16 protein-coding genes and 6 pseudogenes are annotated in these 23,565 nt (G+C 70.9%); 13 read left to right on the top strand and 9 right to left on the bottom strand.

Annotation, left to right across the window (positions count from 1 at the left end; all coding sequences use genetic code 11):
• The first annotated feature begins 28 nt into the window (after window positions 1-28).
• The 4 genes from BLU81_RS47410 (at window position 29) to pstS (ending at window position 11,503) form a co-directional block, all read left to right on the top strand.
• A complete protein-coding gene (locus BLU81_RS47410) occupies window positions 29-1,996 on the top strand; it encodes a hypothetical protein (protein WP_157752131.1) in 1,968 nt (655 codons plus the stop codon).
• 196 nt (window positions 1,997-2,192) lie between these two features.
• Window positions 2,193-8,933 (top strand): DUF3320 domain-containing protein, encoded by a 6,741-nt coding sequence (locus BLU81_RS47415; protein WP_231953875.1) that lies wholly within the window; start codon window positions 2,193-2,195, stop codon window positions 8,931-8,933.
• Between the two features lie 126 nt (window positions 8,934-9,059).
• Window positions 9,060-10,325 carry a hypothetical protein gene (locus BLU81_RS47425; RefSeq protein ID WP_231953880.1) on the top strand — a complete coding sequence of 422 codons (1,266 nt, stop codon included), beginning with the start codon at window positions 9,060-9,062 and terminating at the stop codon, window positions 10,323-10,325.
• Window positions 10,322-11,503 carry a phosphate ABC transporter substrate-binding protein PstS gene (gene pstS, locus BLU81_RS47430; protein ID WP_231953882.1) on the top strand — a complete coding sequence of 394 codons (1,182 nt, stop codon included), beginning with the start codon at window positions 10,322-10,324 and terminating at the stop codon, window positions 11,501-11,503. Before BLU81_RS47425 ends, pstS begins: the two co-directional genes overlap by 4 nt.
• 135 nt (window positions 11,504-11,638) lie before the next feature.
• Here pstS and araD (BLU81_RS47435) read toward each other — a convergent pair whose 3' ends face one another.
• From araD (BLU81_RS47435) to BLU81_RS47445, 3 genes and pseudogenes are all read right to left on the bottom strand, one after another.
• On the bottom strand, window positions 11,639-12,346 hold the full coding sequence (araD, locus tag BLU81_RS47435; protein WP_092540401.1) for an L-ribulose-5-phosphate 4-epimerase AraD: 708 nt from the start codon (window positions 12,344-12,346) through the stop codon (window positions 11,639-11,641).
• Between the two features lie 113 nt (window positions 12,347-12,459).
• Complete coding sequence (locus tag BLU81_RS47440; protein ID WP_092540403.1) at window positions 12,460-12,912, bottom strand: hypothetical protein; 453 nt, start codon at window positions 12,910-12,912, stop codon at window positions 12,460-12,462.
• A gap of 149 nt (window positions 12,913-13,061) precedes the next feature.
• Window positions 13,062-14,053: pseudogene (locus BLU81_RS47445) on the bottom strand (LacI family DNA-binding transcriptional regulator).
• Between the two features lie 369 nt (window positions 14,054-14,422).
• Between BLU81_RS47445 and BLU81_RS47450 the strand changes: the two are divergent.
• The 4 genes from BLU81_RS47450 to BLU81_RS51875 all read left to right on the top strand — a co-directional run bounded on the left by BLU81_RS47450 (window position 14,423) and on the right by BLU81_RS51875 (window position 17,509).
• A complete protein-coding gene (locus tag BLU81_RS47450) occupies window positions 14,423-15,361 on the top strand; it encodes an ABC transporter substrate-binding protein (protein ID WP_231953884.1) in 939 nt (312 codons plus the stop codon).
• Between the two features lie 65 nt (window positions 15,362-15,426).
• Entirely contained in the window at window positions 15,427-16,953 is a 1,527-nt protein-coding gene (locus tag BLU81_RS47455; protein ID WP_092540409.1) for a sugar ABC transporter ATP-binding protein, read from the top strand.
• Window positions 16,950-17,123, top strand: a complete 174-nt coding sequence (locus BLU81_RS51870; RefSeq protein ID WP_331717473.1) for a hypothetical protein — start codon at window positions 16,950-16,952, stop codon at window positions 17,121-17,123. Before BLU81_RS47455 ends, BLU81_RS51870 begins: the two co-directional genes overlap by 4 nt.
• Before the next feature lie 5 nt (window positions 17,124-17,128).
• Window positions 17,129-17,509, top strand: coding sequence for a hypothetical protein (locus BLU81_RS51875; RefSeq protein ID WP_331717474.1), 381 nt, complete (start codon window positions 17,129-17,131; stop codon window positions 17,507-17,509).
• Between the two features lie 226 nt (window positions 17,510-17,735).
• Here the strand turns inward: BLU81_RS51875 and BLU81_RS50100 are convergent, their stop codons facing one another.
• From BLU81_RS50100 to BLU81_RS47475, 5 genes and pseudogenes are all read right to left on the bottom strand, one after another.
• Window positions 17,736-17,960, bottom strand: a complete 225-nt coding sequence (locus tag BLU81_RS50100; RefSeq protein WP_197686085.1) for a hypothetical protein — start codon at window positions 17,958-17,960, stop codon at window positions 17,736-17,738.
• Entirely contained in the window at window positions 17,957-18,478 is a 522-nt protein-coding gene (locus BLU81_RS52235) for an ATP-binding cassette domain-containing protein (RefSeq protein ID WP_407923877.1), read from the bottom strand. Before BLU81_RS52235 ends, BLU81_RS50100 begins: the two co-directional genes overlap by 4 nt.
• Before the next feature lie 79 nt (window positions 18,479-18,557).
• Window positions 18,558-18,614 (bottom strand): annotated as a pseudogene (locus BLU81_RS52240) (hypothetical protein); the annotation flags it as partial.
• Between the two features lie 17 nt (window positions 18,615-18,631).
• Window positions 18,632-19,484, bottom strand: a pseudogene (locus tag BLU81_RS52245) (ATP-binding cassette domain-containing protein).
• Window positions 19,485-19,548: 64 nt separating this feature from the next.
• Complete coding sequence (locus BLU81_RS47475; RefSeq protein ID WP_231953884.1) at window positions 19,549-20,487, bottom strand: ABC transporter substrate-binding protein; 939 nt, start codon at window positions 20,485-20,487, stop codon at window positions 19,549-19,551.
• A gap of 290 nt (window positions 20,488-20,777) precedes the next feature.
• Between BLU81_RS47475 and BLU81_RS51880 the strand changes: the two are divergent.
• Window positions 20,778-20,936 (top strand): annotated as a pseudogene (locus BLU81_RS51880) (LacI family DNA-binding transcriptional regulator); the annotation flags it as partial.
• Between the two features lie 213 nt (window positions 20,937-21,149).
• On the opposite strand, the gene BLU81_RS51885 reads toward BLU81_RS51880, so the two are convergent.
• Window positions 21,150-21,299 carry a hypothetical protein gene (locus BLU81_RS51885; protein ID WP_331717475.1) on the bottom strand — a complete coding sequence of 50 codons (150 nt, stop codon included), beginning with the start codon at window positions 21,297-21,299 and terminating at the stop codon, window positions 21,150-21,152.
• Window positions 21,300-21,384: 85 nt separating this feature from the next.
• Here BLU81_RS51885 and BLU81_RS51890 point away from each other — a divergent pair.
• The 4 genes and pseudogenes from BLU81_RS51890 to araD (BLU81_RS47490) all read left to right on the top strand — a co-directional run.
• Window positions 21,385-21,570, top strand: a pseudogene (locus tag BLU81_RS51890) (LacI family transcriptional regulator); the annotation flags it as partial.
• 94 nt (window positions 21,571-21,664) lie between these two features.
• The gene (locus BLU81_RS51895; protein ID WP_331717494.1) at window positions 21,665-21,853 is read left to right on the top strand and encodes a substrate-binding domain-containing protein; all 189 of its coding nucleotides are present in this window, start codon (window positions 21,665-21,667) and stop codon (window positions 21,851-21,853) included.
• A gap of 149 nt (window positions 21,854-22,002) precedes the next feature.
• Complete coding sequence (locus tag BLU81_RS47485) at window positions 22,003-22,455, top strand: hypothetical protein (RefSeq protein WP_092540403.1); 453 nt, start codon at window positions 22,003-22,005, stop codon at window positions 22,453-22,455.
• A gap of 146 nt (window positions 22,456-22,601) precedes the next feature.
• Window positions 22,602-23,276: pseudogene (gene araD, locus BLU81_RS47490) on the top strand (L-ribulose-5-phosphate 4-epimerase AraD).
• Window positions 23,277-23,565: the final 289 nt, after the last annotated feature.

Below are 23,565 nucleotides of genomic sequence, written 5' to 3' on the forward strand. Positions count from 1 at the left end.
GACGGAAAGCAGACACTAGCGTTCCCGTGTGGCGAATCGGTTCCCCCTTTGGGGCCAAGCGGGCTGGGCAAGTGCCGAAGTGGTCGGCGAGACGCACTACGCGAAAGCGATACGTGCTCTCTTCGACGCCGACCTGGACCCCCGCGGCGCCGACATAACCGTTCCCGTCCAGCTCATCCCGGACCGCAACAACAAGCACGACCGCAACGCCGTCGGAGTCTGGTCCGGTTCCCACCTGCTCGGGCATCTGCCACGCCCGGAGGCCGCGCGGTACGTCGTCGTCCTCACCGCACTCAGCACCCGCGGGCTGGTCCCCGAGGTCAACGCCCGGATCACCGGCCGGGAGTGGGGCGCCGCCGACGGCCGTCCCGCAGCCTTCGACGCCACCGTCCGTCTCGACCTGGCCGAACCGCACATGCTGGTGCCGGCCAACGCCCCGCCCGCCCAGGAGTACCGGCTGCTCCCGTCCGGCTCGGCCGTCCAGGTCGTCGGCCAGCAGCAGTCGCTGGGCGCGCTCGTCCCGCTGCTGCGCCCGGAGGGCGAGTGCTGGGCCTACGTGACGCTGCACGAGATGGCCGACCACCTGGTCGAGGTGCGGATCGGCGACACCCGGGTCGGTGACCTCAGCCCCAAGGTGAGCGGCGAACTGCTGCCCACCCTGCGCCACCTGGCCGAACAGGGCGCGGTCACCGCGGCCCGGGCCATCGTCAAGGGCAACAGTGGCAAGAGCGAGGTCATGCTCTACGCCGCCCGTGCCCAGGAACTGCCGGAGAATCTGCAGGGCGCGGCGCGGCGACCGGCTGCGGTCCCGGCCGCGGGCCGCGGCACGGCGAGTGTCCCGACCAACAACTCCGGCGGCGGTACGTCGTTCGCCGGTCCCGGACAGGCCCCCGCCTCCTCCTCGCCGATCCCCGGCATCATCGCCCCCGGCAGCCCCGCGCCCGGCCTGATGTCCGGCGGCCCGGCAGCCGGCGGCCTGGTGCCGAACTGGGTCTCCGGGGACTCCCTGCCCAGCTGGGCCTCGGGGCCGTCGTCGCCACCGGCTCCAGCCGCGCACACCCCGGTCTCACCGGCCGGGCCGTTCCCGTCCGGTTCAGCGGGGCCGTTCCCGTCCGGGTCCTACCCGTCGGCCGCCGCCGGGCTCCCGCCCACGGCCCAGGACGGTGCCTTCTCGCCGCTGCAGGACATGCCGGCACCGTCGTTCCCGTCACCGTTCGCCGCCTCGCTGGGCAGCGCGGCGGTGTCACCCGCGCCGCAGCAGACGTCCGGACCGGGCTTCCCGGGTCCGGACGCACACGTCCCGTCGCAGGGATCGCCGGGCCCCGGCTTCCCCGGTTCGGACCAGCACGCCGCGTCGCAGGTGTCGCCCGGACTCGGGTTCCCCGGTTCGGACGCGCCCGTTCCGGGGCGGGCGGGTTCGAGCGAGGGCCAGCCCGCCTGGTCGGCGGAGGACAGCCAGCCCATCTGGTCACCGCCGGACGACGACCGGCCCTCCTGGGCGCCGCCGGAGGAGAACCGGTCCGGCTGGGCCGAGCCGGACGACGGCGGGCCCGCCTGGGCGGCCGGGAGCGGAGCGCTGCCCAGCCTGCCCGGTCCCCGGCACAGCGCCTCGGCCACCATCCCGGTGCGGCAGACGGAGGGCCCGGGCACGCTGCTCGCCGACCCGCTCACCCGCCCGGTCAGCCCGGCGCCGGCGGACGGTCCCGGCTACACCGACGATCAGGAGTTCGCGATCGCCGAGACCACGGTGATCCCGGCGCTGGCCGCGGTGGTGAAGGCGAACTCCGGGGCCATCGCCGGTCTCACCCCGGCGACTCCCGAGGCCACCAACCCGCACGCACCCATCCCGCCGGCGCCGAACGGGATCAGGTTCGCCGTCCCGCAGGGCTGGCCCACACCGCCGGACGGCTGGTACCCGCCGGACGGCTGGATCCCGGACCCGTCCTGGCCGCCGGCCCCCGCCGGCTGGCAGTGGTGGGTTCCCACCTGGGGCTGATCTGCGCCGTCTGTCCCGTCCGGGCCGTGCAGGTTCCGGACGGGCCGGGAACCACCCAGACGGGGGCTGTATGACTGATTCGGGGGTTTTAGTCGGCTTTTCTGGGTGGGATACGTCGGATTAACCCGGAAAAGCGCCACGGTGACCCACCTCGCCTTGCTGGAATGTGCAGATGCGGTGGGATGATGCTGACGGCTTGACCGGACGGCCGGACGCTCGGGTCCGTGGAGTACTGGAGACGTGGCGAACCGGTCTGTTGGACCTCACCGCCACGAATCCACTGATCCACGTCGACCCGGACGGTCCCGGCGTGGTGGCGATCGACAGCCCGTCCCCACGGGGCGTCCTGGAAGCACTGCAACAGGGCCGGGAGTGCGGCTTCCTCGGGGCCGAGGAACAGGCCGAAGGCCCGCGGCCTCGCGCGATCAGCGCCTTCCAGACCCCGATGACCGACGTGGAGATGGACACCACACTCCGGTCGCTGCGCCGCTCGGCCCACCGCGACCAGCTGGAGTACGGCCTGTCCGCGCTCTACCTGACAATCGGCACCCTGCACTGGAACGACGAACAACGGGAGTACGCCAGCCCGATCCTGCTGCTGCCGGTCGACCTGGCCGACACCGATCCGCACGACTACCCGCGACTGCGGGCCCGCCCGGACGACCCGCTGGTCAACCCGGCCCTGACCGTGCGTCTCAAGGAGCACGGCATCGAACTTCCGGCCGTGGAGAGCCTGACCGGGCTGGACGTGACCGTCTTCTGGGCCCGCCTGGACGCCGCGATCGGCGAGCACCCGGAATGGCGTACCGACGAGGCGATCCTGCTGTCCCGGTTCACCACGCACCGCGAGGTCGTCTACCACGACCTGGTCGACAACGAGCGCCAGATCCTCGCCCACCCGGTGATCCGCGCCCTGGCCACCGAGGCCCGCGCTCAGATCGACGCGTTCAAGTTCGAGCCGATCCCGGCCCGCAGCATCGACGACGTCGCCCCGCCCGACGACATCCCCCTGGTCCTGGACGCCGACGCGGGCCAGCGCGCATGCGTGTCGGCGGCCCTGAGCGGGCGCAGCTTCGTCATGCGCGGCGCACCCGGCACCGGTAAGTCGCAGACCGTCGCCAACATGATCGCCGCCCTGATCCACGCCGGGAAACGGGTCCTGCTGGTCTCCGAGAAGGCCGCCTCCCTGGACGTGGTCAAAGCCCGGCTGACCCTCGCCGGACTCGACGACTACCTGCTCGAACTGCACTCCGACCGGACCGGCCGGGACGAGGTCGCCACCACCCTCGCGGCCGCCCTCGACTTCATCCCGCTGCCGCCGCCCGGCCTCTCCACCGACGAACGGCAGGAACTGCGCGACCACCGGGAGCGGCTGAACGCGTACGCCGAGGCGATGAACGAGGTCCGGGAGCCGCTCGGGCACCGGCTGCACGACGTGCTGGGCATGTGCGCGCAGATGACCGATGTGGCGTCCGCCCCGATCCCGCCGGTCCTGCCGGTCCCGCTGACCACCCAGTCCCTGCAGCGGGTCCGCGACGCCGCCGACCAGCTCGGCCGTGCCTGGCGACCGGCCCTGCAGGGCGACGCGTTCCTGTGGCGTGACGTCGTCGACCGCAACCGCCTCGAAGCCCGGCTCCAGCAGGCCCTGGCCGCCCTGGAACACCTGCTCGAAGCGGTCGGCAAGGACCGGCTCGCGGTCGCCTTCCGAACCCGGAACCTGGCCGACGCCATCGCGTTGACCACCCTGGTCGGGCACGCCGCCCGCCGCCCGGCCGAAGCCGCCGACGAATGGCTGCTGATGGACGGGCTGGAACCGGTCGCCCGCGCCGCCGAAGGCCTGCTGCGCCACCTCAAGGCCCTCAACCAGGCCGAGGAATCGGTGAAGGCCCGCTCCGGCGTCACCTGGGCGGCACTGCCGTCACCGGCGAAGCTGCCGATCGTACCCAGCCTGGCGCACCTGGCCCCGCCCCCGGTCGAACTGCTGCCGCTGACCGCGGCTCAGGCCCGTGGACTGGCCCGCCGGTTCGCCGATGAGGCCGACCGGCTCGAACAGCACCAGCACAGCCTCGACCGGGTCACCGCCCGGCTCGGCCTGCCGAACGTGATCGCGTTCTCCGACATCAACCGGGTCGCCGCCATCGTGGACCTGCTGAACCGGCCGGAGAAGCCGGAGGCGAACTGGTTCGACGCGGCCGGGATGGCCGCCGCGCACACCGCCTCCCGGATGCTGCAACGGGCCGTCGACGTGGTCCGGGTCGCCGAGGAGAAGGCCCGCGAGCACTTCAACGAGGCCGCCCTCGCCCACCCGGTGGACGAACTGGCCCAACGGTTCGCCCACGTGCACAAGGGCATCGGGAAACTGCGCTCGCCGTACCGGCGGGACAAGAAGGCGGCCGCCGAGATCGCCCGCCCCGACGTCAAACGCAGCCAGGCCGTCGCCAACCTGGCCAGCGCCGCCGCCTGGAAGAAGGCGCTGCACGACCTGGACCAGACCGAACGGGAGTACGCCCGGGTCCTCGGCCGGCACTGGCGGCGTCTGGACACCGACTTCGAAGCCATCGGCCGGGCCCTGGCCACCGCCGACGAGGTCATGCGGGTGACCCCGCCGGAAGCCCTGCCCGCGGTCATCGAACGGGTCAGCGCGGCCACCCCGAACAGCGCGATCATCCGGATCGTCGCGGAGGGCCGTAAGGAGTTCGAACGGTGGATCGCGGCTCTGCGGCCCGCCCCCGAACCGGCGCCCCGGCCACAGCTCGCCGCCGGGCCGGTACACGACGCGATCACCTGGCTGCGGGCCCACGTCGAACCGCTGACCGCCGCGGCCGAACTGGTCGGGGCGTACAGCGCGGCGGCCGGCCGGGACTTCACCCTCGCCGAATCGGCGGCCGTCGGGCTGCTCCGGGAGACCGCCGCCGACGCCGCCGCGGCACTGTCGGCGAACAACGGCGAATACACCCGGGTGCTCGGCACCGCGTACCGCGGCATCCAGACCGACGTGGAAGCGCTGGCCACCGCGATGGCCTGGACCTCGGAAGCCCGCCGGATCCGGGTCGGCGTCGACACCGCCCTCACTCAGGACCAGGTGACGGCCCTACGGGAAGCCCGCCCCACCGACCGGATGCCGGCCCGGGTCGCCGAGTGGCAGGCCGCCAAGGACTGGATCCTGCGGGCCTTCGCGCCCCGCCGGCACGCCTCGCTCACCGCGGATCTCGACGACCACGAACGCGCCCTGGAACTGCTCCGGGCGCTGCTCGAGGACGCCAAGGGGCAGCAGGAGTGGTTCGAGTACCAGGCGGCCCGCGCGACCCTCACCGAACACGGCCTGGAAGACGTGATCGACTTCTGTGCCCGCGAGGACCTGACGGTCGAGCAGATCCTCCCCGTACTCGGCCGGGCCCTCTTCCAGTCGTGGGCCGGAACCGTGATCCGCGAGGACGACCGCCTCCCACCGCTGGACGCCGCGGCCCGTGACCACCTGGTCGAGGAGTTCCGGCTCTGGGACACCCGCCTGCAGCGCGCCGCCGCGGCCGACGTGATGAACGCGGTCGACGAGATGCAGCCCACCGGTGCCGCCGCGGCCGAGGCCGCGCTGCTGCGCACGTCCGCCGCCCAGCAGGGCCGCCGCCTGCCGGTGCAGGAACTGATCAGCCGCACCCGGCACGCCACCCTGGCGGTCAAGCCGTGTTTCCTGACCGTGCCCGCCGACGTCAGCCGGCTCGTCCCGGCCGACCTCACCTTCGACGTGGTGATCATCGACGAGGCGTCCCGGGTTCCGGTGCCGGACGCCATCACCTGCGTCTACCGCGGTTCCTCGTTCGTCGTGGTCGGCGACGACCGGCAGCTCACCGCCCTGCCCACCCCCGGCGGCGGCCGGTCGGTGCTGGAGCTGGCCATCAGCTGCTCGGCGTTCCCGGTCCTCGACCTCGGCACCCACTACCGCAGCCGGCACGAGTCGCTGATCGCGTTCGCCAACCACACCTTCTACCAGGGACGGCTCAACACCTTCCCGCCCGCCGGACCGGCCGGCCCGGACGCCGGGGTGCAACTGTTCCCGGCCGTGCCCGAGGACGGCGACGACGGCCTGGCGAGCCTGGTCGCCGGACGGGTCGCCCACCACTTCGTCACCCGCCCCGAACGCAGCCTCGGCGTCATCGCCGCCACCCCCGGCCTGGCCGCCCAGATCGAGGCCGCGGTCGCCGACATGGTGGTGCCGCCGGAGGACGACCGTCTGCACGGGTTCTTCGTCAAGGACCTGGAGACCGTGCAGGGCGACGAACGAGACGTGATCATCCTGGCGATCGGCGCCGACCCCGGCGGGCTCGGCGGACAGGACGGATGGCGCCGCCTCAACGTGGCCAGCACCCGGGCCAGCCGCCGGGTCGAGGTCGTCTCCACCCTCCGGGCCCGGGACCTGCCGGACACCGAGGAACTGCGGCCGCTCGCCGGCTACCTCGACTACGCCGCCCGTGGCGAGAACGCCCTCGGCCTGGACGAACCCCGGCCCGAGGCGCAGACCCCGTTCGAGGACTCGGTCCGCGACGTGATCCGGTCCTGGGGCTATCGGGTGCGATCCCGGGTCGGCACCGGCGCGTTCCGGATCGACCTGGCCGTGCGGGCGTCCGCCCGGCGCAACGCCCCGTTCGCGCTCGGCATCGAATGCGACGGCACCACGTACGACTCGGCGCCCGCCGCCCGGGACCGGGACCGGCTGCGCGAACGGGTACTACAGGACCTCGGCTGGCGGCTGCACCGGATCTGGGGCACCGCCTGGTACCTCGACCGCGAACACGAGGAACAGCGGCTGCGTGCGGCGATCGAGGCGGCCCTGGCCGGGTACCCGGCCGACGAGCAGGCGCCCGAACTGGACGGCAGCACCGTGCCGGACCCGGCCGAGATCGAGGGCGAGGTCGAGGACGAGGAACGTGAGCCGGTCCTGGTCGTCGAGACCGAAGCGGGGTACGCCCCGGTGACGGTCCTCGCCGACGCACACGTCGACGGCCTGGCCCACGACCCGGCCGACACCTTGGCCGACGCTCTCGCCGATGTGGACGAGGATGCCGACGCTTACCTGGCCGGGTTCGCGGACGTGCGGCAGGAGATGGCCCCGCGGGAGTGGTCGCACGCCTTCCCGGGCGCCCACGACGAGGAACTGTCGTGGGAGGAGACCCCACCGGTGTGGGCGGGCGCCATGGACCTCGACCCCGACCTCGAACCGGTTGCGGCGGAACAGGCCTTCCCCGCGGCGTTCGATCTGCCGGCCGAGTTCGATCTGCCGGTGGCGTTCGGGCCGCCGGCCGTGGCTGACTCGCCCGCCGAGGCGGAACAGGTGTTCAGCGGGCCGCCCGCCGAGGCGGAACCGATGCTCACCGAGGAGACGGGGGTACGGCCCGCGGTGTTCGAGCGGGTGTCCCGCACCGAGCCCGCCGAGTCCGCCGGGGCCGTGCCGGAGGTTCGGGCGGCGGTGTTCGAGCAGGTGAACCGGGCCGAAGAGGAGACCCGGGTCCGGCCGGCCGTCTTCGAGAAGGTCAACCGGGGCGAGGTGGCGCGTGCCGCCGTCGAGTCGGGCAACCTCATCCACGGCGACATCGACGACGAGCCCCGGGTCACCGCGGCCGTCTTCGAGCGGGTGAGCCGGGCGGACCTGGCCAGGGCCGAGACCGCCCGAGCCGAAGCCGCCCGGGCCGCGACGGAACGGGCCGAAGCTGTTCGGGCCGCCACGGAACGGGCCGAAGCCGTTCAGGCCGAGGCGAAACTGGCCGAAGCCGCCCGGGCCGAAGGGGCACGGGCTGCGCAGGCCGCGCTCGCTGAGGCGGCCCTGGAGGAGGCGGCTCTCGCCGAGACCTCCCGCGTGGAGATCGCCCGGGCTGAAGCTGCAGCCCGGGCTGCAGCTGAAGCGCGGGCTGAGGCCGAGGAGATCGCCCTCGCCGACGCGGTGCGGGCCGAGGCCGACTTCCACGCTCCGGTAACCGTCTACGGGCTGCCCGACGTCCAGCCGGTCTTCGTCGCACCCGTCGAGGCTCCGGGGCCCGCGCGCAAGAGCACCCGGCCGCGGACCACGCGCACCATCCGGCCGGTGAAGAGCACCGTCGCCGAGACGACGGCCGGCGAGACGACGGCCGCGAAGGCGCCGACGGCTCCGAAGGAGAGCACGGCTCCGAAGAAGACGACAGCTCCGAGAAAGACAGCGGCCCCGAAGGAGAATGCGGCTCCGGCGAAGGCGGCGGCCTTGAAGGAGACGAACAAGGAGACGACGGCACCGAAAGCGGCCGGGAAGGTCGAGGCGGCGGCGATGGAGGTGCACCACGGGCCGGACGAGTGGGCCCACCCGTACCAGAAGGCGCAATTGGCCCCGCTGCCTGCCGGAACCGGCCTCACCGACCCGGAGAGCCGCCCCCACCTCGCCGACGCGATCCGGCGGATCGCCGCCGTCGAGGGGCCGGTGCACGTCAGCGTCGTCCTTCAGCGGATGCGTGAGGCCTGGTCGATCGCCCGGATCACCAAGCCGGCCCGGACCGTGATCGACGCCGAGATCGCGGCGCAGGCCGAGAAGGCCCGGGTCACCTGGGCGGACGAGTTCCTCGGTGATCCCGGCCAGATCGTGCCGGCGGTGCGGACCCGGGCCGGCGGGGTGGCCCGCAAAGCCGATCAGGTCGCCGACTCCGAGCTGCGGGTGGCGCTGGAGCATCTGGTCCAGGACGCCGGGGCGATCGAGGTGGAGGGTCTGCTCGCCGCGACCGGGAAGCTGTTCGGATGGGCGGCGCGCCGGTCCGGGGAACTGGACGACCGGCTCACCGGGCTGGTCGCCGACCTGGTCGGCGAAGGTATGCTGGAACGCCGCGACGACGGGCTCAGCGCCGCCCACGACCTGCCCGATCCGCTCGCTCTGCCCCGCCACGACGCGGCGCCGTCGCGCTCCCGGAAAAGGGTGCGCAGCTGATCTTTGGATAAAGCGATTCGGAGGGCGTCTTTCCAGCTCAAGGCCGTTTAGGGAACGGTGAATTAACGTCCGGAGAACTGCTGGCCGCGCTTTCTGATAATTGCGGTAATGGCTTACCGTGGCGGCGTGCCCGTCAATGTCGAGGCTGTTTTCCGGAGTGAGACGCCGGCCCGTCTGCGGTTGTGGGCGGTGCTCGCCGCGGGCGCGGCCGCCGCCCTGCTGCTCGCCCTCACTCTGGTGATGGCCGGGGTGCGCGAACAGGTCCGGGTCATCGGGCTCCAAGCCGCGCCGCAGGCCGCCACCGCCGCCGACCTCTACTTCGCCCTAAGTGACCTGGATGCCCAGGTCACCCGGATCCTGCTGGCCGGCGACAGCGACGAACTGGCCGGCAGTCGTGTCGACGCGCTCGGCATCTACCGGGACCGCGGCTACCAGGTCGACCATGATCTGCGACTGCTGCTGACCACGGACGCGGAACCGGCTGTCGTGCTCCGCGTCATGGACGGGCTCACCGTCTACCGGCAGCGTGTCGGCCAGGCCCTGACCGCGCCGGACTCGCTGGGATACTGGACCCAGGCCACCAACCTGCTGCACCTGCGGATCCTGCCGGACGCGGCCCGGTTGCGGGAGGCCAGCACCGGACGGCTCGACGCGGCGTACCGGGCGAAAGCCGCCTATGAGTCAGCGGGTTCCGCCGTCGTGATCGTTCTCGGCGGGGCGCTGGTCGGGCTGCTGATCCAGCTGCAGATCTGGATGGCCCGCCGGTTCCGGCGCAACTGGAACCCGGCTCTGGTCGTGGCCACCGGCCTGAGTGTGCTGTTGCTGGCCGCCGCGGTCCTGGTACTGCAGCTGCAGTCCCGGCAGCTCGCCGACGGGCGCGACGACGGGCTCGGGCCCTACCTCGCCCTCTCCGAACTGCGGGCCCTCGGTTACGACGCGGCCGCCGACACCGGGCGATATCTGGTCAGCGGCAACCTTTCCTACTACCGCGACGACTTCACCGGGAAAGCCGCCTGCCTGACCGGCGAGGCCCCCTGCGACACCTCGGCCACGGGCGGTCTGTCCCGTCTCGCCGGGGCGGAAGCGGCCGTGCGCTGGGCCGGTTACCAGCGGGTCCATCTGCGCATCCTCAACCTCGCCGACGCCGGCCGCGCCGACGAGGCTACCCGGCTGCTCACCGGCATCCGTCGCGGTGACGCGGCCTTCGACTTCGCCTGGTTCGACGCGTCGGTGGCCGAGGTCGCCGGCGAGCGCGAGCAGGACTTCGCTCGGGCGCTCCGCGCCGCGGAGACCACCATGACCGGTTCCACCGTGCTGCCGGGCGCGATTCTCACCGTGGTCGTCGCGCTGATCCCCATGGCCGTACGCCGCCGCCTGGCCGAGTACCGATGACTCGCCCCAGCGCCGCGTCGTCGCCGTACCTGCCGCTTGCCCTGCCGCCGTGCCGTCTCCGCGCCGGCCGCGCTCCGCTGCCGTGCCGTCTCCGCGCCGGCCGCGCCCGGCCGCCGTCCGAAAGGAACACCGTGATGAAGCTGCGGGCCCTCGCCGTCGTGGCGCTGCTCGCGACGGCGGGCTGTCAGGCGCCCGAACCGGAACCGGTGCGGATCTCCTGCGGCTCCGGGCCGGTGACCGGGCAGGGGTCGTCGGCGCAGACGAACGCCGTCAACGCCTGGATCAAGGCCTATCAGATCGCCTGCCCGGAGGCAACCGTCGAATACGCGAGCACCGGTTCCGGAGCCGGTGTGCGGGCGTTCCTCACCGGAACCGGGGACTTCGCCGGAACCGACACCCCGCTCAGCACCGCCGACCAGGCCAAAGCCGACGCCCGCTGCGGCACCGGCCCGGCGGTCCATCTGCCGCTGGTGGCCGGGCCGATCGCGCTCGCTTACAACGTCGCCGGAGTCGACAGTCTGCGGCTGCGGCCGGACACCATCGCCCGGATCCTCAGCGGCCGGATCACCGTCTGGAACGATCCGGCCGTCGCCGCCGACAATCAGGGCGTCGCCCTGCCCGCCACGGCGATCCGGGTGGTGCACCGGTCCGACGACTCCGGCACCACCGCGAACGTCCTCGCCTATCTGGCGGTGGCGGCCCCGTCGGTCTGGACCCACGGCACCGGCAGTGCGTGGCCACTTCGTGGCGGCGACGGCCGTCGTGGCAGTCACCGGGTGGTGGCCGCGATCGCCGGGACCGACGGCGCGATCGGGTACGTGGAATCCTCGTACGCCCGGGTCAATGATCTTCCCGGGGTTCGGGTGGGCACCTCGGACGGCCGCTGGGCCGATCCCACCGACCACGCGGCCGGCCTGACGATCGCCGCGGCCACCGTCTCCGGTGCCGGCGGCGACCTGCGCCTGGCGATCGACCACACGGTCACCGGCGGCGCCTACCCGATCGTCTCGGTCACCTACGAGGTGGTGTGCCGGGGCTCCGTCTCCGGGGTGGCCCGCAGCTTCCTCGGTTACGCCGCGAGCGAGGCCGGCCAGGAGGCCGCCGCGAACGCCGGGTTCGCCCCGTTACCGCCGGCTCTCCGCGAACAGGTGGTCGCGAGCGTGGCTGAGCTGGGATGAACCGAGCGCCGGGTCACCGGTGCGGCCGGCGAGGGAGCAGGCACGGCGGAGCCAGTGCGGTGAGCGCCGCACGTCGGTCTGGCGACCGGCGGATGCGGTCCAAGGGGGTGGCCGCATCCGCCGGTCGTGGGGTGCCTACTTCGGCGGGTTGCCGTAGTAGGCACCCGGCCCGTGTTTGCGCTTGAAGTGGCGCTCCTGCAGGTGCTGCGGGGTGGTGGCGGCCGGGTTGAGGGCCAGCGTCTTGATGGCCATCTCGGCGACGGCCTCCAGGATGATGCCGTTCTCGACCGACTTCATCGGGGTGGCGCCCCAGGTGAACGGCCCGTGGTTGGCGACCAGGGCGGCCGGCATCCCGGCGGCGGCCTCGTCGTCACCGATGCGTTCGACGATGACCCGGCCGGTGTTCAGCTCGTAGTCGGTGGCGCACTCCTCGGGCGTGAGCCCGCGGGTCACCGGGACCGGGCCGTCGAACGTGTCGGCGTGTGTGGTGCCGAGGACCGGGATGTCCAGGTCGGCCTGGGCGAAGGCGACCGCGTTCGTCGAGTGGGTGTGGGTGACCCCGCCGATCGACGGCCACGCCAGGTAGAACGCGCGGTGGCTCTCGCTGTCGACCGACGGCCGCAGGTCACCGTCGAGGACCTTGCCGGTGGCGAGGTCGACGGGCACCAGGTCGTCCTCGGTCAGGTCGTCGTAGGCGACACCGGAGGGCTTGATCACGTACAGCCCGGCCTCCCGGTCGATGCCGCTGACGTTTCCCCAGGTGAGCTGAGCGAGCTTGGCCAGCGGAATCCTCTGATTGGCCAGCAGCACGGCCCGGCGCAGGGCCGGCGAACCGTAAGTCACGTCGTCTTCTCCTCGACCGGCGGATGTTAGCGCTCACCCTAGCGGAGCCGGGTCGTCACGATACAGGGCCGAAACACCCGAGTGTTAGCGACAACAGGTCTCCTGCCTCGACGCTACCGGCTCTGGGTGACGCTCCGGACCATGTTGCGGAAGCGGCCGTAGTCGGCGCGGGTGTTTGCGGTGCGCTGCGCCGGGACGCGCAGGTGGCCGGGAACGTTCGGCGGTGGCAGCAGCCAGGTGAAGTCGGCGCCGCCCAGGGTGATGGTCCGCCCGGCGGGGCAGATGCCGGAGCGCCGGTCGGCCACCGCGCCGGTCGGGCCGTAAACGATCAGCAGACCGGTTCGGGAGGTGCCGAGGTGCACCGCCCAGGCCTCCCCGTAACCGGGCAGTCCGCTGCCGGCCGCGGTCAGCAGGGTGTCCCGTCCGCGCAGCGGCACGATGATCTCGTGACCGGCGGCGTCGCGGATGTGCAGGGTGCCGGCGAGCCGTGGGGCCCGGCGCCGGAACCAGGCGCTCACACCCGTGCTGGTGGGCGTCTCCGGAAACGGCGTCTCATCGGTGAGCACCCCTCGCACTGTAGCGGCGTGCCGCCGGGGCGCAACCCTCGGTCACCGGAGCGAGCCGAGATTGGCACCGCCCCGGACCGGGGTGCTGGCACCGGTCCGGGGCGGGCGTCTGGGTGAAGACCAGGTCGGATGTCGGGGGAGACCGCTGGTCAGGTGTGTGGTGGGCCGGCGCTGGCCCGGGCCACGACGCGGGGTGCGACCACCACGTCCTCCGGCGGGTCGTCGCCGTCGGGGGCGGCCATGTGGCGCAGCAGCAGGGACAGGGCGCGCCGCCCCAGTTCGGCGAAGTCCTGGTGGACGGTGGTGAGCGGGGGCAGGAAGTAGCCGGAGTCGGGCATGTCGTCGAAGCCGGTGACGCTGACGTCGCCGGGCACCCGGCGGCCGGATTCGTGCATGGCGAGGAGGACCCCCAGCGCGATCCGGTCGTTGGCGCAGAAGACGGCGGTCACGGCCGGGTCGGCGGCGAGACGGCGGCCCTGGTCGTACCCCGCTTCGGCGTCCCACCATCCGGTGGTGACGGCCGGGACGACGGCGCCGGCCGCGTAGAGGGTCTCGCGCCAGCCGTCGACCCTGGACTGTGCCTCGGGCCAGTCGAGGGGTCCGGCGACGTGGTGCACGGTGGCGTGGCCGAGGTCGAGCAGGTGCCGGGTGGCCAGGCGGGCTCCGGCGGCGTTGTCCACCCGTACCGTCGGGAAGCCGGCTTGTCCGTCTCCGCCGACGGCGACGCAGGGCATGCCGGCGGGCGCGTGGGTGAGCGCCGTGGTGACCGCGTGTTTGGGTGCGATGGCGATGATGCCGTCGACGCCGTGCTGGACGAGCCGGTCGACGGCTTCCAGGACGGGCCGGTGTGACAGGTCCCGGACGGTGGCGACGCTGACCAGGTAGCCGGCGGCGCGGGCGGCGCTCTCGATGCCGTAGAGCATCGACTCGGGCCCGAAGAGGGTGGTCTCGAACCCGACGATCCGAGGGTGTGCGATTTGCGGGTGGCGAGGGTGCGCGCGGCCAGGTTGCGCCGGTAGTTGAGCGAGCGCATCGCGGCGAGCACTCGTTCCCGGGTCTCGGCGCGGACGTGCGGATGCTCGTTGATCACTCGCGACACGGTCTGGTGCGAGACGCCGGCCAGTTTGGCCACGTCACGCATGACGCTGCCGCGCTCCTTGCCGGGTCTCGGCCGAAGTGCGAACGCGGGTGATTCGGGTGCCGGCTCGGGCCCCGGCACATGGTCAGGTGTCGCCATTGGACGATTCCTAGCAGCTTCCGCTCGATCACCACGGGTGAGATAGGCGTTCTTGCAACAGATCTGAAACGTTGATCCATATCTCTTGACGACGTGGTTGAGAGCGGTAACACTCACGAAACGCAAGCTGTGACGGCGGTCGCAGCAGGACGGCGATTCTCGCGTGTTTGGGCTGGTCGCCCAGGCCGCTGATTGTTTGTTAACGGTAACAGTTCTGGAGGGGTTGTAGTGCGCAGGACTTTGTCTGTGGCGGTTTTTGGTGGCCTCCTGGCCGTGTCCACGCTTGCCGGTTGCGGTGGCAGTGACAGCGGCTCCGAGGGCGGCGGCGACGACGGCAAGCTCACGCTCGGTTTCTCCCAGGTGGGTGCCGAGAGTGGCTGGCGTACCGCCAACACCGAGTCGATCAAGGCGTCCGCCGCGGCCGCCGGGATCGAGCTGAAGTTCTCCGACGCGCAGGGCAAGCAGGAGAACCAGATCAGCGACATCCGTGGCTTCATCACGCAGAAGGTCGACGTCATCGCCTTCTCGCCGGTGGTCACCTCCGGCTGGGACGCGGTGCTCAAGGAGGCCAAGGACGCCGACATCCCGGTCATCCTGACCGACCGTGCCGTCGACTCGACCGACACCTCGCTGTACGAGTCCTTCATCGGCTCGGACTTCAAGGTGGAGGGCCAGAAGGCCGGCGAGTGGCTGGCCAAGGAGTACGAAGGTAAGACCGGCGACGTCAACATCGTCGAGCTGCAGGGCACCACGGGCTCGGCTCCGGCCATCGACCGGCAGACCGGCTTCGCCGACGCGATCAAGGCGAACCCGAACCTGAAGATCGCCAAGTCGCAGACCGGTGACTTCAAGCGCGCCGACGGCAAGACGGTCATGGAGACCTTCCTGCAGTCGGTCCCGAAGATCGACGTGCTCTACGCCCACAACGACGACATGGGCCTGGGCGCGATCGAGGCCATCGAGGCCGCCGGCAAGGTGCCCGGCAAGGACATCAAGATCATCACCGTCGACGCGGTCAAGGACGGTATGACGGCGCTGGCCGCGGGCAAGATCAACTTCATCGTCGAGTGCAGCCCGCTCCTCGGTGACCAGCTGATGGAGACCGCCAAGAAGGTCAAGGCCGGCGAAGCGGTGGAGAAGCGGATCCTCACCAAGGAGGGCACCTTCACCCCGGAGCAGGCCAAGGCCGAGCTCCCCAACCGCAAGTACTGATTGATTCGCCCGTAGGTCGCCCCGGCTCGTCCGGGGCGACCTACGGCGCTCGAAACGGAGCAAGAATGGGCGAGCAGTCCCCGGTCCTCGAGATGACCGGGATCAGAAAAGTCTTCCCCGGCGTCGTCGCCCTCGACGGCGTCGATTTCCGTCTGTTCCCGGGCGAGGTCCACGCGCTCATGGGCGAGAACGGCGCCGGCAAGTCCACTCTGATCAAGACGCTGACGGGCGTCTACGAGATCGACGGTGGCGAGATCAAGCTGGGCGGCGTGCCGGTGCGGATCGCCGGGCCGTTGCAGGCGCAGCAGGCCGGCGTCAGCACGGTGTACCAGGAGGTCAACCTCTGCACCAACCTCTCCGTCGCGGAGAACATCTTCATCGGGCGTGAGCCGCGTAAATGGGGCAAGATCCAATGGGGCAAGATGCGGCGCCGTGCCACGGAGCTGCTCGCCCGGCTCGACCTCGATCTCGACGTGTCCGCGCCGCTGGACACCTATTCGCTGGCGATCCAGCAGATGGTCGCCATCGCGCGCGCGATCGACATCGACGCCCGGGTGCTCATCCTCGACGAGCCCACCTCCAGCCTGGACACCGCCGAGGTGGAGCAGCTCTTCCGGGTGATGCGCCTGATCAAGGAGTCCGGCGTGGCGATCCTCTTCGTCTCGCACTTCCTGGACCAGATCTTCGAGATCTCCGACCGGCTCACCATCCTGCGCAACGGCCAGCTGATCAGTGAGCACCGGGTCGAGGAGCTGTCCCAGGTGCAGCTGGTCGAGAAGATGATCGGCAAGGAGCTCGCCGCCCTGGAGGACCTCGAGGACAAGGCGCAGCGCAACCGGGAGCGGGCCGCCGAGGCGAAACCGCTGCTGGAGGCCAAAGGGCTCGGCCGCACCGGCGCGATCTCCCCGTACGACCTGACCATCCACGAGGGTGAGGTGGTGGGGCTGGCCGGTCTGCTCGGCTCCGGCCGCACCGAGCTGGCCCGGCTGCTGTTCGGCGCGGACAAGGCCGACAAGGGCGAGCTGTCGGTGGACGGCAAACGGGTCACGCTGCGCGACCCGCAGGTCGCGATGAAACACGGGATCGCCTTCTCCTCGGAGAACCGGCGCACCGAGGGCATCATCGGCGATCTCAGCGTCCGGGAGAACATCATCCTCGCGTTGCAGGCCACCCGTGGCTGGACGCGCCCGATCCCGCGCAAGAAGCAGGACGAGATCGTCGAGAAGTACATCAAGGCTCTCCAGATCCGGCCGGCCGACCCGGAGCGCCCGGTCCGCAACCTCAGCGGCGGCAACCAGCAGAAGGTGCTGCTCGCCCGGTGGCTGATCACCGAGCCGCGGCTCCTGATCATCGACGAGCCGACCCGGGGCATCGACGTCGGCGCCAAGGCCGAGATCCAGAAGCTGGTGGCCGAACTGTCCGACGGCGGGATGGCGGTGCTGTTCGTCAGCGCCGAGCTGGAGGAGGTCCTCCGGCTCAGCCACAAGATCGCCGTGCTGCGGGACCGGCGCCTGGTCGAGGAGCTGGAGAACACCGCGGACGTCGACGCCGACCGCATCATGCAGACCATCGCCAGCGGAGCAACCTCATGAGCATCATCAAGAACCGGCTGTTCTGGCCGTCGCTGATCCTGGCGGTGATGCTGGTCATCAACATGTTCACCTCCAACCAGTTCGTCACGATCCAGAACGGCCACCTCTTCGGCACCCTGATCGACATCCTGCGTGGCAGCGCGCCGCTCATCCTGGTGGCCCTGGCATGACGCTGGTGATCGCCACCGGCGGCATCGACCTGTCGGTGGGCTCGGTGATGGCCATCTCCGGCGCCGTCGCCTGCCTGCTGATCAGTGACCTCGGCGATCAGAACGCCGTCGGATCGGTGCTGCTGATCATCGGCGTCGCGATCGCCGCCTCGCTGGTGCTCGGTCTCTGGAACGGCCGCGCTGGTGGCGTTCGTCGGCATCCAGCCGATCATCGCGACGCTGATCCTGATGGTGGCCGGCCGTGGTGTCGCCCAGTTGATCACCGACGGTCAGATCATCAACTCGTCAGCCACGCCCCCCTCGCGACCGGGTTCTTACCTGGCCGTGCCGGTCGCCTTCCTGATCCCGGCGGCGGCCGTCGGCTGGACTGCACGTTGATGATCTGACCGTCGGTGATCAACTGGGCGACACCACGGCCGGCCACCATCAGGATCAGCGTCGCCGATGATCGCTGGATGCCGACGAACGCCCACCAGCGCGCCGTTCCCAGAGACCGAGCACCAGCGAGGCGGCGATCGCGACGCCGATGATCAAGCAGCACCGATCCCGACGGCGTTTCTGATCGCCGAGGGTCACTGATCAGCAGGCAGGCGACGGCGCCGGAGATGGCCATCACCGAGCCCACCGACAGGTCCGATGCCGCCGGTGGCCGATCACCAGCGTCATGCCAGGGCCACCAGGAATGAGCGGCGCGCTGCCACGCAGGATGTCGATCAGGGTGCCGAAGAGGTGGCCGTTCTGGATCGTGACGAACTGGTTGGAGGTGAACATGTTGATGACCAGCATCACCGCCAGGATCAGCGACGGCCAGAACAGCCGGTTCTTGATGATGCTCATGAGGTTGCTCCGCTGGCGATGGTCTGCATGATGCGGTCGGCGTCGACGTCCGCGGTGTTCTCCAGCTCCTCGACCAGGCGCCGGTCCCGCAGCACGGCGATCTTGTGGCTGAGCCGGAGGACCTCCTCCAGCTCGGCGCTGACGAACAGCACCGCCATCCCGCCGTCGGACAGTTCGGCCACCAGCTTCTGGATCTCGGCCTTGGCGCCGACGTCGATGCCCCGGGTCGGCTCGTCGATGATCAGGAGCCGCGGCTCGGTGATCAGCCACCGGGCGAGCAGCACCTTCTGCTGGTTGCCGCCGCTGAGGTTGCGGACCGGGCGCTCCGGGTCGGCCGGCCGGATCTGGAGAGCCTTGATGTACTTCTCGACGATCTCGTCCTGCTTCTTGCGCGGGATCGGGCGCGTCCAGCCACGGGTGGCCTGCAACGCGAGGATGATGTTCTCCCGGACGCTGAGATCGCCGATGATGCCCTCGGTGCGCCGGTTCTCCGAGGAGAAGGCGATCCCGTGTTTCATCGCGACCTGCGGGTCGCGCAGCGTGACCCGTTTTGCCGTCCACCGACAGCTCGCCCTTGTCGGCCTTGTCCGCGCCGAACAGCAGCCGGGCCAGCTCGGTGCGGCCGGAGCCGAGCAGACCGGCCAGCCCCACCACCTCACCCTCGTGGATGGTCAGGTCGTACGGGGAGATCGCGCCGGTGCGGCCGAGCCCTTTGGCCTCCAGCAGCGGTTTCGCCTCGGCGGCCCGCTCCCGGTTGCGCTGCGCCTTGTCCTCGAGGTCCTCCAGGCGGCGAGCTCCTTGCCGATCATCTTCTCGACCAGCTGCACCTGGGACAGCTCCTCGACCCGGTGCTCACTGATCAGCTGGCCGTTGCGCAGGATGGTGAGCCGGTCGGAGATCTCGAAGATCTGGTCCAGGAAGTGCGAGACGAAGAGGATCGCCACGCCGGACTCCTTGATCAGGCGCATCACCCGGAAGAGCTGCTCCACCTCGGCGGTGTCCAGGCTGGAGGTGGGCTCGTCGAGGATGAGCACCCGGGCGTCGATGTCGATCGCGCGCGCGATGGCGACCATCTGCTGGATCGCCAGCGAATAGGTGTCCAGCGGCGCGGACACGTCGAGATCGAGGTCGAGCCGGGCGAGCAGCTCCGTGGCACGGCGCCGCATCTTGCCCCATTGGATCTTGCCCCATTTTACGCGGCTCACGCCCGATGAAGATGTTCTCCGCGACGGAGAGGTTGGTGCAGAGGTTGACCTCCTGGTACACCGTGCTGACGCCGGCCTGCTGCGCCTGCAACGGCCCGGCGATCCGCACCGGCACGCCGCCCAGCTTGATCTCGCCACCGTCGATCTCGTAGACGCCCGTCAGCGTCTTGATCAGAGTGGACTTGCCGGCGCCGTTCTCGCCCATGAGCGCGTGGACCTCGCCCGGGAACAGACGGAAATCGACGCCGTCGAGGGCGACGACGCCGGGGAAGACTTTTCTGATCCCGGTCATCTCGAGGACCGGGGACTGCTCGCCCATTCTTGCTCCGTTTCGAGCGCCGTAGGTCGCCCGGACGAGCCGGGGCGACCTACGGGCGAATCAATCAGTACTTGCGGTTGGGGAGCTCGGCCTTGGCCTGCTCCGGGGTGAAGGTGCCCTCCTTGGTGAGGATCCGCTTCTCCACCGCTTCGCCGGCCTTGACCTTCTTGGCGGTCTCCATCAGCTGGTCACCGAGGAGCGGGCTGCACTCGACGATGAAGTTGATCTTGCCCGCGGCCAGCGCCGTCATACCGTCCTTGACCGCGTCGACGGTGATGATCTTGATGTCCTTGCCGGGCACCTTGCCGGCGGCCTCGATGGCCTCGATCGCGCCCAGGCCCATGTCGTCGTTGTGGGCGTAGAGCACGTCGATCTTCGGGACCGACTGCAGGAAGGTCTCCATGACCGTCTTGCCGTCGGCGCGCTTGAAGTCACCGGTCTGCGACTTGGCGATCTTCAGGTTCGGGTTCGCCTTGATCGCGTCGGCGAAGCCGGTCTGCCGGTCGATGGCCGGAGCCGAGCCCGTGGTGCCCTGCAGCTCGACGATGTTGACGTCGCCGGTCTTACCTTCGTACTCCTTGGCCAGCCACTCGCCGGCCTTCTGGCCCTCCACCTTGAAGTCCGAGCCGATGAAGGACTCGTACAGCGAGGTGTCGGTCGAGTCGACGGCACGGTCGGTCAGGATGACCGGGATGTCGGCGTCCTTGGCCTCCTTGAGCACCGCGTCCCAGCCGGAGGTGACCACCGGCGAGAAGGCGATGACGTCGACCTTCTGCGTGATGAAGCCACGGATGTCGCTGATCTGGTTCTCCTGCTTGCCCTGCGCGTCGGAGAACTTCAGCTCGATCCCGGCGGCCGCGGCGGACGCCTTGATCGACTCGGTGTTGGCGGTACGCCAGCCACTCTCGGCACCCACCTGGGAGAAACCGAGCGTGAGCTTGCCGTCGTCGCCGCCGCCCTCGGAGCCGCTGTCACTGCCACCGCAACCGGCAAGCGTGGACACGGCCAGGAGGCCACCAAAAACCGCCACAGACAAAGTCCTGCGCACTACAACCCCTCCAGAACTGTTACCGTTAACAAAACAATCAGCGGCCTGGGCGACCAGCCCAAACACGCGAGAATCGCCGTCCTGCTGCGACCGCCGTCACAGCTTGCGTTTCGTGAGTGTTACCGCTCTCAACCACGTCGTCAAGAGATATGGATCAACGTTTCAGATCTGTTGCAAGAACGCCTATCTCACCCGTGGTGATCGAGCGGAAGCTGCTAGGAATCGTCCAATGGCGACACCTGACCATGTGCCGGGGCCCGAGCCGGCACCCGAATCACCCGCGTTCGCACTTCGGCCGAGACCCGGCAAGGAGCGCGGCAGCGTCATGCGTGACGTGGGCCAAACTGGCCGGCGTCTCGCACCAGACCGTGTCGCGAGTGATCAACGAGCATCCGCACGTCCGCGCCGAGACCCGGGAACGAGTGCTCGCCGCGATGCGCTCGCTCAACTACCGGCGCAACCTGGCCGCGCGCACCCTCGCCACCCGCAAATCGCACACCCTCGGGATCGTCGGGTTCGAGACCACCCTCTTCGGGCCCGAGTCGATGCTCTACGGCATCGAGAGCGCCGCCCGCGCCGCCGGCTACCTGGTCAGCGTCGCCACCGTCCGGGACCTGTCACACCGGCCCGTCCTGGAAGCCGTCGACCGGCTCGTCCAGCACGGCGTCGACGGCATCATCGCCATCGCACCCAAACACGCGGTCACCACGGCGCTCACCCACGCGCCCGCCGGCATGCCCTGCGTCGCCGTCGGCGGAGACGGACAAGCCGGCTTCCCGACGGTACGGGTGGACAACGCCGCCGGAGCCCGCCTGGCCACCCCGGCACCTGCTCGACCTCGGCCACGCCACCGTGCACCACGTCGCCGGACCCCTCGACTGGCCCGAGGCACAGTCCAGGGTCGACGGCTGGCGCGAGACCCTCTACGCGGCCGGCGCCGTCGTCCCGGCCGTCACCACCGGATGGTGGGACGCCGAAGCGGGGTACGACCAGGGCCGCCGTCTCGCCGCCGACCCGGCCGTGACCGCCGTCTTCTGCGCCAACGACCGGATCGCGCTGGGGGTCCTCCTCGCCATGCACGAATCCGGCCGCCGGGTGCCCCGGCGACGTCAGCGTCACCGGCTTCGACGACATGCCCGACTCCGGCTACTTCCTGCCCCCGCTCACCACCGTCCACCAGGACTTCGCCGAACTGGGGCGGCGCGCCCTGTCCCTGCTGCTGCGCCACATGGCCGCCCCCGACGGCGACGACCCGCCGGAGGACGTGGTGGTCGCACCCCGCGTCGTGGCCCGGGCCAGCGCCGGCCCACCACACACCTGACCAGCGGGTCTCCCCCGACATCCGACCTGGTCTTCACCCAGACGCCCGCCCCGGACCGGTGCCAGCACCCCGGTCCGGGGCGGTGCCAATCTCGGCTCGCTCCGGTGACCGAGGGTTGCGCCCGGCGGCACGCCGCTACAGTGCGAGGGGTGCTCACCGATGAGACGCCGTTTCCGGAGACGCCCACCAGCACGGGTGTGAGCGCCTGGTTCCGGCGCCGGGCCCCACGGCTCGCCGGCACCCTGCACATCCGCGACGCCGCCGGTCACGAGATCATCGTGCCGCTGCGCGGACGGGACACCCTGCTGACCGCGGCCGGCAGCGGACTGCCCGGTTACGGGGAGGCCTGGGCGGTGCACCTCGGCACCTCCCGAACCGGTCTGCTGATCGTTTACGGCCCGACCGGCGCGGTGGCCGACCGGCGCTCCGGCATCTGCCCCGCCGGGCGGACCATCACCCTGGGCGGCGCCGACTTCACCTGGCTGCTGCCACCGCCGAACGTTCCCGGCCACCTGCGCGTCCCGGCGCAGCGCACCGCAAACACCCGCGCCGACTACGGCCGCTTCCGCAACATGGTCCGGAGCGTCACCCAGAGCCGGTAGCGTCGAGGCAGGAGACCTGTTGTCGCTAACACTCGGGTGTTTCGGCCCTGTATCGTGACGACCCGGCTCCGCTAGGGTGAGCGCTAACATCCGCCGGTCGAGGAGAAGACGACGTGACTTACGGTTCGCCGGCCCTGCGCCGGGCCGTGCTGCTGGCCAATCAGAGGATTCCGCTGGCCAAGCTCGCTCAGCTCACCTGGGGAAACGTCAGCGGCATCGACCGGGAGGCCGGGCTGTACGTGATCAAGCCCTCCGGTGTCGCCTACGACGACCTGACCGAGGACGACCTGGTGCCCGTCGACCTCGCCACCGGCAAGGTCCTCGACGGTGACCTGCGGCCGTCGGTCGACAGCGAGAGCCACCGCGCGTTCTACCTGGCGTGGCCGTCGATCGGCGGGGTCACCCACACCCACTCGACGAACGCGGTCGCCTTCGCCCAGGCCGACCTGGACATCCCGGTCCTCGGCACCACACACGCCGACACGTTCGACGGCCCGGTCCCGGTGACCCGCGGGCTCACGCCCGAGGAGTGCGCCACCGACTACGAGCTGAACACCGGCCGGGTCATCGTCCGAACGCATCGGTGACGACGAGGCCGCCCCGGGATGCCGGCCGCCCTGGTCGCCAACCACGGGCCGTTCACCTGGGGCGCCACCCCGATGAAGTCGGTCGAGAACGGCATCATCCTGGAGGCCGTCGCCGAGATGGCCATCAAGACGCTGGCCCTCAACCCGGCCGCCACCACCCCGCAGCACCTGCAGGAGCGCCACTTCAAGCGCAAACACGGGCCGGGTGCCTACTACGGCAACCCGCCGAAGTAGGCACCCCACGACCGGCGGATGCGGCCACCCCTTGGACCGCATCCGCCGGTCGCCAGACCGACGTGCGGCGCTCACCGCACTGGCTCCGCCGTGCCTGCTCCCTCGCCGGCCGCACCGGTGACCCGGCGCTCGGTTCATCCCAGCTCAGCCACGCTCGCGACCACCTGTTCGCGGAGAGCCGGCGGTAACGGGGCGAACCCGGCGTTCGCGCGGCCTCCTGGCCGGCCTCGCTCGCGGCGTAACCGAGGAAGCTGCGGGCCACCCCGGAGACGGAGCCCCGGCACACCAC

It is taken from the genome of Actinoplanes derwentensis (assembly GCF_900104725.1).
GTDB classification, from domain to species: Bacteria; Actinomycetota; Actinomycetes; order Mycobacteriales; family Micromonosporaceae; genus Actinoplanes; species Actinoplanes derwentensis.

Coding starts and splice junctions, on each gene's coding strand:
- pstS (WP_231953882.1), top strand. CDS start 10,322: ATGACTCGCCCCAGCGCCGCGTCGTCGCCGTACCTGCCGCTTGCCCTG.
- BLU81_RS52235 (WP_407923877.1), bottom strand. CDS start 18,478: ATGAAACACGGGATCGCCTTCTCCTCGGAGAACCGGCGCACCGAGGGC.
- BLU81_RS51870 (WP_331717473.1), top strand. CDS start 16,950: ATGAGCATCATCAAGAACCGGCTGTTCTGGCCGTCGCTGATCCTGGCG.
- BLU81_RS47455 (WP_092540409.1), top strand. CDS start 15,427: ATGGGCGAGCAGTCCCCGGTCCTCGAGATGACCGGGATCAGAAAAGTC.
- BLU81_RS51895 (WP_331717494.1), top strand. CDS start 21,665: ATGCCCGACTCCGGCTACTTCCTGCCCCCGCTCACCACCGTCCACCAG.
- BLU81_RS50100 (WP_197686085.1), bottom strand. CDS start 17,960: ATGAGCATCATCAAGAACCGGCTGTTCTGGCCGTCGCTGATCCTGGCG.